This is a genomic window from Citrobacter sp. RHB36-C18 (genome assembly GCF_013814485.1).
Taxonomy (GTDB): Bacteria; Pseudomonadota; Gammaproteobacteria; order Enterobacterales; family Enterobacteriaceae; genus Citrobacter; species Citrobacter braakii.
In genome coordinates, this window is the sequence record NZ_CP057125.1 from 2,967,840 (window position 1) to 2,979,845 (window position 12,006).

The following is a 12,006-nucleotide window of genomic DNA, read 5'->3' on the forward strand; positions in this document are numbered from 1 at the left end:
TTACCCTAAACTTAGCGGTGATACCTGTTGTCAGGGTTCACCTTCTGCAAGTGTTGATTTACACGAGAGAACGCTATGGAATTAAAGGATTATTACGCCATTATGGGCGTGAAACCGACAGACGATCTCAAGACAATCAAGACCGCCTATCGTCGACTCGCCCGTAAATATCATCCTGATGTCAGCAAAGAGACTGACGCGGAGGCCCGGTTTAAAGAGGTTGCTGAAGCCTGGGAAGTCCTGAGTGATGAACAGCGACGCGCCGAGTACGACCAGTTGTGGCAGCACCGCAACGACCCACAGTTCAACCGTCAATTCCAACAAGGAGAGAATCAACGCTATAACGCCGAAGATTTCGACGATATCTTCTCCTCCATTTTTGGTCAGCATGCGCAACAGTCTCGCCAGCGTCATGCCAGCCGCGGGCACGATATTGAAATTGAAGTCGCCGTATTCCTCGAAGAAACGCTTACTGAGCATAGCCGCACGATCAGTTACACCCTGCCAGTTTACAATGCGTTCGGCATGGTCGAACGTGAAATTCCTAAAACGTTGAATGTGAAAATTCCGGCTGGCGTCGGTAACGGTCAGCGTATTCGTCTGAAAGGCCAGGGCACCCCCGGTGAAAACGGCGGGCCAAACGGTGATTTGTGGCTGGTGATTCATATCGCGCCACATCCGCTGTTCGATATCGTTAATCAGGATCTGGAAGTGGTCGTTCCCCTGGCGCCGTGGGAAGCCGCGCTGGGCGCGAAAGTAACCGTTCCGACGTTAAAAGAGAGCATCCTGCTGACCATTCCTGCAGGCAGCCAGGCCGGGCAGCGGTTACGCATTAAGGGCAAAGGTCTGGTAAGTAAAAAACATACCGGCGATTTGTATGCGGTGATCAAAATCGTCATGCCGCCGAAACCTGACGACGCCAGCGCCGCCCTGTGGCAGCAGTTGGCGGATGCACAAAAGACCTTTGATCCGCGCAAAGAGTGGGGGAAAGCATAATGGCTAACGTCACCGTCACCTTTACCATTACCGAGTTTTGTCTGTACACCGGTGTGTCAGAAGAAGAGCTACATGAGATTGTCGGCTTAGGGGTGATAGAACCTCATGAAGACGAGACTTTTGACGATCATGCGCTGACCGTCATGCGTCGCGCGATACGCCTGCGTCAGGAGCTGGAACTTGACTGGCCGGGAATTGCCGTTGCGCTGACATTGCTGGAAGATAACGCTCAACTGCGGCAGGAAAACCGCCTGCTGCGCCAGCGATTGTCTCGCTTTATCAGCCATCCTTAGTGTGTCAAGGCCAGCATGGTGCTGGCCCTTTTATTATCCGCAACCCGCTCTTAATGACATTGCGCAGCAGATGGCATACAGTCAGCGATAAGAATTATCTCAAACAATAAGACGTTGAGCCATGCAGCTTAAGCCCCTCACAAAAGGTCGTTTTCACAATATCTGGCAGCAAGATGATGCCTTAATTGAGAAGATATTCCAGGAGTTGCTCTCTGAAACACAGATTATCCAGGAAGATGACTATCTTTACCGCCAGGGACAGGTAGTCGATCGACTAATCATGGTGCAGTCAGGGAGAATTTCTCTGCGTTATAGCGCGGAGAATGGTCGCCGTTTCCAACTGGGTGCAATGGAATGTGATGAGCAACTGTTTGGCGAAATGGAGTTTTTTACCGGGTATCGTTGCCAGCTTGATATCGTAGCCGAAGAACCGCTGACCGTGGCGGTATGCAACTGTGACCGTCTGGAGGAAGCGCTGAACCAGCGCCCCAGACTGGCGATATTTTTCGCCAGCGCAATGGCCGTTGATTATCAGGATATGCTGGAAATCTTCCTGCACCGGATGCTCTACCCTATCGTACATAACGTAGCGTATGACCTGTATCGCCAGCATCAGGACAAGCAGCCAATGGATGGTTTTCATAAAAAATACCAGGAAGCTGAGCGATTCGGCACCACCGACCGGGTCTATCGACGGGCGGTGAAAGCGCTGACGGATGCCGGGCTGGTAACGCGCACGAAGCAAGGACTGGAGATTAAGGATCTGGATGGGCTGCGTAAATTTCTCGGCAATGACATCATTGACTGACACACCAACCCTGGCAAACGGAGCATTGGTGTGTCATTTCAGCGCAATCAGAACTTATAGGTGAGGTTGAAATAGTGACCCAGCCCGGTGGTACGCCCTGCTCCACCGTGGTTTTCCATCAATGCCATGTTGCGGAAATATTTTAAGCCATAACCTACCGCATAATGCTCTGAATGCCAGTAGATGCCGTTATACCATTCAATCGCGTTATTGCTATATAACGGCTGGTTAGCAATCTTGTTCGCGGCGAACTGGTAGTCAAAGTAACCCTGATAGTTCAAATAACTGCCGTTGGCGAACGTATAGAACGGCGTCGACCAGTTGGTCGAGAACATGTAACCATCCCACTTGCCTTCGTTATCTGCACCGTAATTTTCACGTACATAGTGCGCATAAATGTTCATTCCCACCAGACCAAACCACGGCACTTTAACATCCGTGCCGAGACCAACGTAATGCTCAAATAATTCCCGGTCACCAATGTTATTTACCGTTGCGATATAGAATTCGTTAAATGGCCCAACGGATAAATCTTTATTAAAAATGGCGTCCAGGGAAAAACGTGGAGATATCTTGGCAAAGAAGTTATCCCCCCCGTGACGATCGTCCTGCTCGCGATCCAAAATATCAAAGAAATCCACATAACCATACAGATCGATAATCCCGGATCGTGCGCCAAACTCCAGCTCAAGATAGGTGTCATTACGAATACCATAAGGCACTTTCGCATCCACACTTTGCATTAAGTTCATCTGCATCCAGTTAAAATCATTTTTGCGGATGTTGCCATCGGCATAATCAGCCGCAAGCGCTTGCGTACAGCATATCGCAATTACCGCACCCAGAACTGTTTTTTTCATCATTGATTTATTTTTCTTCAGCATTTTCAATTCCTTTGAGCAAGGTTGAGTGTCGCCCCACCAGATAAATGGCGTGACGGCGGGCTATCTAATTAAAGAGGTAAGCGTTATTACTGTGTTTAATTACGTTTGAGTTTTAATGTACCCATCAACATAATAAAGATAATTAAATACAACACCGGTATTGCGTACATAATTTTCTGCAATCCCATAGTTTTTTCCATTAACGCACTGATCTCCGGACTGAACATGGCGCCAGCACTACCGCTAATTAAAATATAAGAAACGTTCTGGCTACTCGCGCGCTTCACGAAAGAAACCCCGTAGGCAATAAAGGAGTTATACAGCGCTGCGCAGACAAACCCGTAACTATAGGCCAGATAATCAAGCCCGGAGATATTTTCCTTCGTGACAATGATGGTAGTAATAACGCAAGCTAACAAAATAATGCTAAGCAGAAAATAATGTATCTTTACGCGGGAAACAATAACGGTTGAGACTAACGCGCCGACCAGCGCAGCACCCCAGTATTGCGTAATAATATTACCTGCTTCTTCGAAGGGAATACCAAATTTGTTCTTCACAAATAATGGTGCCCAGGTCAGGAAGGTATACAGCGCCAACATACCTAAGAACAGGCCAATGCCTCCGCTGATAATCCCTGGATTCCACTCGGATTTCACCGGGTCTGCGCTATCCGCTGCAGGAGCCGTTTCACAGGCGGTAAAGCGGGTGAGAGCCACAACGCCCAACGTGAGTAAGGCCACTATGCCTACGCTAAGATAGCTGTAACTCCACGACATATTGTGCGTCAGGGCGAAGGTGGTAATCAGCGGGAAAACTACGCCCGCGACGTTAAAGGTGGCGTCCTGCACCACCAGCATCGTACTTTGAATGCGATCCTGCCAAACCGACACCACGATCGTTCCCGCCACGCACAGACCAATCCCGCCGCAGAAACCCACCAGGGTCATGGCGACCATCACCGGCCATAAGCCAGGGCTTAAGTGCATTGCCAGAGCGCAGAGGAACACTATCGAATAGATAATGAGCGTCATACGCTTAACGCCGATTTTCTCAATCAGGAAAAAGGCGGCGATGGTCCCGGCTAACGCCCCACCGTTAAGCAACGAAAATATCGAGGCGACGGTATTCACATCGGCACTGTAGCGTACTGCAATCGGTTCAATCAGCATGCCAAACTGACTGGCAAATCCTGCCATAATAAAATTTGCCAGAAAACTAATCAGCGTAAGTGCTATTTTATTCTTCATATAATGCCATCTCTGATTGGTTCATTTAAATGCTGATGCTAAGCCGTAACAGCTGTATTAAGCGCCAGCTCTATCATATTTTTAAAGGTTAACTGCCGTTCTTCCGCCGTTGTTTCTTCTCCTGTCAGGCAATGATCGGATACGGTTAATATAGCCAACGCTTCAATATTAAACTGATGCGCTAAAGCGTATAACCCTGCCACTTCCATATCCATACCCAGCACACCAAACTTTTCCAGTGCAGGTATTAAATTTTCGTCAGGATCGTAATAAAGATCGCCACTGAAGACATTGCCGACTTTAACGTCAATACCGGCCTTCTGCGCCAATGCCCACGCCTGCTGCAATAATGGGAAATGGGCAGATGTCGCCATCGTGTAGCCCGCGCTACGTTTTAAATTTGTGACGGAATCCGTTCCGGCGGCGACGGCAAGAATAATATCTCGCATTTTGACATGATGTTGTGTTGCCCCAAGACTGCCAACACGAATAATTCTCTGTACACCGAAGTCATGTACCAGTTCATGAGCATAAAGCGTCATTGACGGAATACCCATGCCATGTCCCATCACCGAAACAGGTTGCCCAAAATAAAGACCGGTATAGCCCAGCATATTGCGTACATTGGTGACTTCGCGGTAATCCATTAGATAATTTTCGGCAATAAACTTAGCGCGAAGCGGATCGCCCGGCATAATAACGGTTGGCGCAAAATCACCCGCTTTGGCATTAATATGTGCAGTCATAACAATTCCTGAATTATGGGTATTGAAGATATGCAGGGATTGTAACCAGAGGATTGCACAGGATTGAGGACAAAAGTCCTGCTCAGAGGATCGGCCTCTCATTTCTGAGAGTTAGTGTTGCGGGCAGATGGAAAAGCAGAAAACGGCGTCCCCGCCGCGCAGGCAGGGAAAACGCGCAGGACTATCAGGATTTATCGTTCTGTCTGAACAATAGAGCGGTGTAACGAGTATTCACTTTCCCGCTACGCTTACCATCTGGCCCGAAATAGCGATCGTTTCTACACAGACGCTCGGTGCCAGTCTGGTTAGTCCGGTCGTTGCTGCGTATGCTGACAATGGCAAAACGCTCATCGCTAGCAAGATGCTAACTTTTGTCATCGTGTTGTCCTTATCTCATTTTGCTTTCGCCGGATAACAGTCCCAACAATGACATATTAAACTAAAGAGTTGTAAATATTTCGGTAAGATTAAATTTTTTATATGCTTTTTCTTTTATAGTGCCATTCGATATCAACGAGCTCATTTCAGTGACAAAATTTATAATATCATCACACTTGCTGTTATCGGGTAAATCGGTGTAATTATAGTTCCACCATTTTATTTTTAACAACTGTTCAATAATATCTGACTCAAATCTGTATTTGATAATTTTCGCAGGAACCCCTGCAACAATAGCATATGGAGGCACATCTTTAGTAACAACGGAATTTGCTGCAACAACAGCACCATCACCAATTGAAATACCACCTTTTAAAACGACATCATTGCCAATCCAGACATCATTGCCAATCGTTGTATTTTTAGGCTTTGTAATAAATGGTTTCAATACCCAGTTTTGTCCGAACTCGTTGGCAGCATATTTATCAAACTCGCCATTATAAGTAAGCATATGAGTTGTAAAACGATTCATAGGATGGTTTCCTCCCATGATTTTTACGTTTGATGCAATACTACAAAATCTTCCGATATTTACATTACCCGGAAAATAACAGGTTGGAAATGAAAACGCACCAACGCTAGAAAAACTTTTTACTGGCATTGTGGAATATTGTTCAGCAATAACATCAGCTTCAATTCTAATTTTGTCACCTTTCGCGAACAGTAACAAATTTCTTTCTTTATAAACTTTCTTACCTCTATGATTCAAAAAGATATCGTTATCCATGCAAAATTCATAGTGCTTCCGAGTCCATCTAAAAACAAAAATTTCATTTGTGTCTTCTGAAAAATTATAGAGTCTGGTTTTCATACTGTTATTGTCTGCTTTTATTTGAAAATCTACGATTAGATTAAAGATACTCTAAACCCTAACCTTAATCAACTATTACAGTATGAAATAATCCATATTGTAAATCGCCTTGTTGTGACATTTACTCTTACCACTCATAATTTAGTTTCTATAATATTCTGCTTAGAGAATGAATACAGATATGTTTTGAGACGTCGTTTTCAAAAACAAAATGTCAGATGCTTTTCTATTAGGGCAATCCAGGTAATGAAGAAAAAAATGCAGCCTCAGTTGCAAATACCTGGCAGCCCAATAGGATGCAATTCTTTTTTCTGTCCCAAGAAGACGCTGAAAACCTTAGTTCTCGCGACAGCCTGACCTTCTGCGCGAAGAGTTTTGTTAAGTGTTTCTGCCTGATTGCACTCTGTGGTGGCCGCCCAAACACCCATTTATAACCCGTAATGAGAATAGCTCCGTATGCAATTGCGAGTCTGTCTCTTACTGCTCAATATTGTTTTTAAAGTGGTCTTATTGTTATTATCATTTTCCGTTCTAAATTTGAGTTATGCTGCCATGATCCCATTTAGGTTTAGTGAGATGACTCCCGCCGATATTCCTGCTGTTCAGTCGTTTCTTGTTGAGCATCTTAATTTATACTTCAATGCCGGTAGAGCCATGCCTTCTGCCGAAGAAGATCTCTTTGATCTCGAACAACAGTATATCTTGCAGGAAAGGAATTCATTGCTTTGCGCGTGGAGTGAAAACCAGGAATTAATCGCCACACTGGCGGTATGTCAATATGATGATCGTATTACTGAACTACGTGGTCGCTATAACTTGTCTGAAACGGCGGAAATTTGTCGTTGCTACGTGGATGAGCGCTACCGCAGACAGGGGATCGGAAGTCAATTGTTTGCTTTAGCTGAGGTATTCTGTCAGCGACATCAATATAAGACTTTGTATCTCCATACACATCATTTTTTACCCGGAGGGTATTATTTCTGGTTGCGTAACAATTTTAACGTGATTATGGATATGCAGGATGAGTGGCAATTGGTACATATGGAGAGTACACAAAAAAAAGAGTCAAGCGCTGATATGCGGAACTTTTGATGGTGATCAATATGTTTCATACACAGAAATTTCAGTATGCGTGTAATTTGATCAATATCAACCAATTCTCATTTAGCTTCCTGTTGTTATTTTCATTTACAACATCGCAGTAACCAACAAAATCATAACTCACTGTATTAAATGGGTATTTCTTTCTACACCACTACCTTTTATCTCTTACCCTCTATGGTTGACCTTGTTAACAATTGCCGTTAGAGTCGCTTTCGACAGCATTTCATTACATTTTTGTATATGAATAGGAATATGGTGAGAATTATTCAATTCAATTCCATAACTGCCCCCGCAACTGTAGGCGGATGCAGAATATCCCTGTGTGGCTCATAAACCACAGGTCACTGTAAAGTTCATCTTTATGGGAAGGCCGATATTCTGATTACCGTGAGTCAGGAGACCTGCTGTCAAAGGTATATGCCATTGAGTGGACGGGATGGTCCATGGGATGAATTATTTGACGCAAGCGGTAGTGTATTTATGAATAAGATTTTGGCTGAGTAAAGCTTATTTGCATTTTTTGCATATCTTCATTCTTAAATTTCACGATTCAATGTCATCTATCTTCATGTCTCCTCCCGATATATGGAATGAAATAAGCCATGACCAGACCTTAAGATTCTGGCATCAACGGGACGATGATAATGCACGCTAATTCTACCTTTTACTTCTCTAAAAAAACGCTTCTGGCTATTTTTGGCACGACTGCTCTCCTGCTTACTTCCGGTTTTTCCGAGGCAGCAAAAACCGAATATCCTCTGACGATTAAAAACTGTGGCCGCGATATTACCTTCAATCAGGCACCAACGCGCGTGGCGACGGTGGGTCAGAACAGTACCGAGATTCTCTATTCACTGGGGCTGGCCGATCGCGTCGTGGGTACTTCGCTGTGGTTTGGCCCGGTACTGGAGGCTTATAAAACAGCAAACGAAAAAGTCGCCGTTATCGCGCAAAATATTCCAAGCTTTGAAGGGATCGTGGCGAAAAAACCGGATCTGATCGCCAGTCAGTTTGAGTGGCAAATCGGCCCTGCTGGCACGGTTGCCTCTTACGAACAGTTTAGTGAACTGAAAATTCCCGTTTACACCGCGCCAGCTGACTGTGCGAAAGATAACGAAGATGGTGGTGATGGTGTCCGTAAGGGCATGTTTGATATTGCCATGGTGTATCAGGAAGTCGCCGATCTGGCGAAAATCTTCGATGTTCAGGATAAAGGCGAGGCACTGATTGCCAGCCTTAAAGCACGTGAAGCCGCAGCGAAAAACAAAATTACCGGAATGAATGAGAATGTTTCCGCCGTGTTCTGGTTCTCAAGCGCCGATCTCCAGCTTGACCCTTACGTTGCCGGGAAGTTTGGTCCGGCGGCATGGATCGCCCAAACGCTGGGAGTGAAGAATGTGATTGATTCTGCTGAAGAGTGGCCAACGGTGGGTTGGGAAACCATCGCAAAAGCGAATCCTTCACTCATAGTGCTCGGTGAGATGAGCCGTCGCCGCTTCCCGGCGGATGACTGGAAGGTCAAGATGGAATACCTCAAGTCCGATCCTGTCGCCAAACTGGTTCCTGCTGTCAAGGAAAACCATCTACCGGTCATTGACGTACAGACCATGAATGCCGGAATCAGAACTATTGATGGTGTGGAAAAACTGGCTGATGCCCTTGTTGAATATGGCTTAGCACATCCGCAGGCTGCTCATTAATCTACGTTTTGCGCTATATCCTCACACGGTGTAGCGCATCTCCGTTACTCAGGAACGCAGATAATCATGAGTGATTCACGCAGGATGCGTCGCGCTGTTGGTCAGCTTGCGGTGAGAGTCAGTGGGCATGCCGTTTGGGTCAGTGCGCTAATGTGTGGCGTACTGCTGGCGGGGATTTCCATCGGCGAAACGCTTATCCCCTGGCAGCATGTTCTCAGCACGCTGGCAAATCATCTTTTTGATACACACTATCCTGTCGATGCGCTGGATGCAGGGATCGTCTGGAACTACCGCCTGACCCGAGCGCTGGTCTCGGCCAGTTGCGGCGCGTGCCTGGCTGTTTCCGGCGTAGTGTTACAGTCGCTGCTACGCAATGCGCTCGCCGAACCCTATCTACTGGGGATTTCTGCCGGAGCGTCCACCGGAGCGGTGCTGATTGCTCTCACTGGACTTGGGGCTGGCATCATCAGTATGTCATTGGGCGCTTTCATTGGTGCGCTGACGGCATTTCTGTTCGTTGCGCTATTGGCGATGGCCGCTGGCGGTAGACAAGGTGGGGGTGTAACAACCCAAATCATCCTTGCCGGGATCGCCAGCTCCCAGCTTTTCAATGCGATTACATCGCTTATCATCACCCGCTCAGCAAACGCCGAGCAAGCACGCGGTATTATGTTCTGGCTGTTGGGCAATTTGAGCGGTGTACGCTGGCCCGATGTAGTCTTAGCCATTCCTACCGCTCTGGTCGGTATCGCGCTGTGCTTCTGTTATGCCCGCCATCTTGATGCTTTCTCCTTTGGTGCGGAGTCTGCGGCATCGCTGGGCATTCCGGTAAAACGTACCCGTGCAGTACTGATTGCCGCCGTCACCGGCATGACGGCGATTATGGTCTCCATTGTGGGTGCGATCGGCTTTGTCGGTCTGGTGATCCCTCATGCTGCTCGTCTGCTGGTCGGCAACCAGCATCATCGACTGCTGCCGGTTAGTGCGCTTACCGGAGCTATTTTCCTCATTATCGCTGATGTTATTTCCCGCACGTTACTACCCGGTCAGGTACTCCCAATAGGCGTGATCACGGCTCTGGTCGGCGCTCCTGCGTTTTCAATCATTCTGATTAGAGGAAACCAGAACAAATGACGGTGAACCTCGTACAGCCACTCGCTGCCTCTGCGCAAGTCGTTATTGAAGCCTGTAATTTGTACTGGAGGGTAAAAGGTAAGACGATTGTTGAAGATATTTCGCTCAGCGTAACGCCCGGCGAGTTTGTCGGCATCATCGGTCCCAACGGCTCGGGCAAAACGTCACTGATTTCACTGCTGGCCGGTTTGCTGAAGCCAACTTCCGGGCGTATCACCCTGCAGCAAAAGGCGCTCCAGCATTATTCGCGGCGTCACCTTGCGCAGCGGGTGGCGCTGGTCGAACAACAGGCAGAAACCAGCGAGCGTCTTACCGCTTTACAAGCCGTTTCTCTGGGGCGGACGCCCTGGCTTAGCCTGCTCTCGCCCTGGTCCGCCAAAGATGACGATATCGTGCAAACTATGCTGGGGAAGGTCGATCTCCGTGAATTACAGCACCGATGCTGGCATACCTTTTCCGGGGGAGAAAAACAGCGCCTGCATATCGCCCGGGCGCTGGCGCAGCAGCCGCAGTTGTTACTGATGGATGAACCCACCAACCATCTCGACATTCAACATCAGATTGGCCTGCTTAGTCTGGTTAAACGTGAAAAGCTCACGGTCATTGCCGCTCTGCACGACCTCAATCATGCCGCGATGTTCTGCGATCGCATCATCGTCATGACATCCGGGCATATGGCGATGCAGGGGACTCCTTGCGCCGTGTTTACCCGTGAAAACCTCCATGCCTGGTTTGGTATCGACGCCATTGTTGAACATGAAACTGGCGCTGAAAACTGTTTTATCCGTTATCAAAGACCTGATGAATTTTAAGGAAGAATCGATGAAATATCTCAAACAGAGCCTGAAAGTTTTATGTTTACTCGCCCTCGCCTCTTCAACCTTCGCACAAACTCACGACGTTTTGATGAAAAATCGAGGGTCTGCGGGACCAATGGTCTATGAGCCGGATTATCTGGAGATCCAGCCCGGGGATACGGTGAAGTTTATCCGTAAACATAAGAGCCACAACGCGGCTTCAATCGCTGAATTGTCTCCGGCTAACTATCCCGGTTTTATGGGAAAAATAGATGAAGAGATCGAAGTAACTTATGACAATGCCGGATTTTACGGCATCAAATGTACACCACATTACGCTCAGGGCATGGTGATGCTGATAAAGGTTGGAGATGCCAAGTTACCAGCAAGCTATCGGGCATTCAAAGCGCCGGGCATTGCTGATAAGCGCTTTCAGGAAATTTACGCGCGTATCGACAAACGTTAATCCGCGATGCTCAGGGAGAAATACGAGGTGACAGAGAATAAACTTGCAGATGGCGAAATCCAGGAACAGCGCCGGGAATGCCTGTGTAAACTGACAAAATTCGTCGGCGCAGCAGGCGTCGCTGCTGCCGTCTGGCCGCTGGTTGCGGCCCTGGGCCCGGATGAGAAGACTCTTGCGGAAAATGAACCGATTGATGTCTCTCTTGCGGGGGTTGCTGCTGGACAAACCGTCAGACGCGTATGGCAGGGAAAGCTGATTCTTATTCACCATCGCACCCAGGATGAGATTATTACTGCCAGAAGTGCCGACTGGCATACGCTTATCGACCCACAACCGGACAGCGAGAGGGTCTCTGCTACTCATCCTCAATGGCTGGTGGTTCAAGGGTATTGCCCACATGCCGGGTGCGTACCCAACGCCCGACCAGGAGGGGTGGGTTGGATCTGTCCGTGCCACGGCTCAGAGTTTGATACCTCCGGGCGCGTAACGCGCGGCCCCGCGACGACCAACCTGGCAATCCCGGACTACGTTATTCATTCGGATGGTCAGGCCGTGCGTATCGGCACGAAGGAAGCCTGA

13 protein-coding genes, 1 pseudogene and 1 riboswitch are annotated in these 12,006 nt (G+C 47.7%); of the genes and pseudogenes, 9 read left to right on the top strand and 5 right to left on the bottom strand.

Features of this window, described 5'->3' with window-relative positions; genetic code table 11:
- The first annotated feature begins 75 nt into the window (after window positions 1–75).
- From cbpA to HVZ52_RS14290, 3 genes are all read left to right on the top strand, one after another.
- Window positions 76–996 carry a curved DNA-binding protein gene (gene cbpA / locus HVZ52_RS14280; protein WP_016152571.1) on the top strand — a complete coding sequence of 307 codons (921 nt, stop codon included), beginning with the start codon at window positions 76–78 and terminating at the stop codon, window positions 994–996.
- Window positions 996–1,289, top strand: a complete 294-nt coding sequence (gene cbpM / locus HVZ52_RS14285) for a chaperone modulator CbpM (RefSeq protein ID WP_047359356.1) — start codon at window positions 996–998, stop codon at window positions 1,287–1,289. The genes cbpA and cbpM overlap by 1 nt, the downstream gene beginning before the upstream one ends.
- Before the next feature lie 121 nt (window positions 1,290–1,410).
- Complete coding sequence (locus HVZ52_RS14290) at window positions 1,411–2,097, top strand: Crp/Fnr family transcriptional regulator (RefSeq protein ID WP_181598369.1); 687 nt, start codon at window positions 1,411–1,413, stop codon at window positions 2,095–2,097.
- A gap of 47 nt (window positions 2,098–2,144) precedes the next feature.
- Here HVZ52_RS14290 and HVZ52_RS14295 read toward each other — a convergent pair whose 3' ends face one another.
- The 5 genes and pseudogenes from HVZ52_RS14295 to HVZ52_RS14310 form a co-directional block, all read right to left on the bottom strand.
- Complete coding sequence (locus HVZ52_RS14295) at window positions 2,145–2,981, bottom strand: outer membrane protein OmpK (RefSeq protein ID WP_181598370.1); 837 nt, start codon at window positions 2,979–2,981, stop codon at window positions 2,145–2,147.
- 95 nt (window positions 2,982–3,076) lie between these two features.
- Window positions 3,077–4,231 (bottom strand): MFS transporter TsgA, encoded by a 1,155-nt coding sequence (gene tsgA, locus HVZ52_RS14300; protein WP_181598371.1) that lies wholly within the window; start codon window positions 4,229–4,231, stop codon window positions 3,077–3,079.
- 38 nt (window positions 4,232–4,269) lie between these two features.
- Window positions 4,270–4,977 carry a purine-nucleoside phosphorylase gene (deoD, locus tag HVZ52_RS14305; RefSeq protein ID WP_181598372.1) on the bottom strand — a complete coding sequence of 236 codons (708 nt, stop codon included), beginning with the start codon at window positions 4,975–4,977 and terminating at the stop codon, window positions 4,270–4,272.
- Between the two features lie 184 nt (window positions 4,978–5,161).
- Window positions 5,162–5,269, bottom strand: a pseudogene (locus HVZ52_RS23055) (hypothetical protein); the annotation flags it as partial.
- Between the two features lie 147 nt (window positions 5,270–5,416).
- Entirely contained in the window at window positions 5,417–6,226 is an 810-nt protein-coding gene (locus tag HVZ52_RS14310) for a CatB-related O-acetyltransferase (protein WP_181598373.1), read from the bottom strand.
- Between the two features lie 552 nt (window positions 6,227–6,778).
- Between HVZ52_RS14310 and HVZ52_RS14315 the strand changes: the two genes are divergently transcribed.
- From HVZ52_RS14315 to petA, 6 genes are all read left to right on the top strand, one after another.
- Window positions 6,779–7,318: a GNAT family N-acetyltransferase gene (locus tag HVZ52_RS14315; protein WP_172452816.1), complete on the top strand. Its 540-nt coding sequence runs from the start codon at window positions 6,779–6,781 to the stop codon at window positions 7,316–7,318.
- A gap of 211 nt (window positions 7,319–7,529) precedes the next feature.
- Window positions 7,530–7,754: riboswitch (cobalamin riboswitch) on the top strand.
- 220 nt (window positions 7,755–7,974) lie between these two features.
- Complete coding sequence (locus HVZ52_RS14320; RefSeq protein ID WP_149381045.1) at window positions 7,975–9,030, top strand: ABC transporter substrate-binding protein; 1,056 nt, start codon at window positions 7,975–7,977, stop codon at window positions 9,028–9,030.
- A gap of 66 nt (window positions 9,031–9,096) precedes the next feature.
- Window positions 9,097–10,164, top strand: coding sequence for an iron ABC transporter permease (locus HVZ52_RS14325; protein ID WP_016156150.1), 1,068 nt, complete (start codon window positions 9,097–9,099; stop codon window positions 10,162–10,164).
- Window positions 10,161–10,976, top strand: coding sequence for an ABC transporter ATP-binding protein (locus tag HVZ52_RS14330; RefSeq protein ID WP_181598374.1), 816 nt, complete (start codon window positions 10,161–10,163; stop codon window positions 10,974–10,976). The genes HVZ52_RS14325 and HVZ52_RS14330 overlap by 4 nt, the downstream gene beginning before the upstream one ends.
- A 10-nt stretch (window positions 10,977–10,986) precedes the next feature.
- The gene (locus HVZ52_RS14335; protein ID WP_049271402.1) at window positions 10,987–11,427 is read left to right on the top strand and encodes a pseudoazurin; all 441 of its coding nucleotides are present in this window, start codon (window positions 10,987–10,989) and stop codon (window positions 11,425–11,427) included.
- 27 nt (window positions 11,428–11,454) lie between these two features.
- Entirely contained in the window at window positions 11,455–12,006 is a 552-nt protein-coding gene (petA, locus tag HVZ52_RS14340; RefSeq protein ID WP_016156147.1) for a ubiquinol-cytochrome c reductase iron-sulfur subunit, read from the top strand.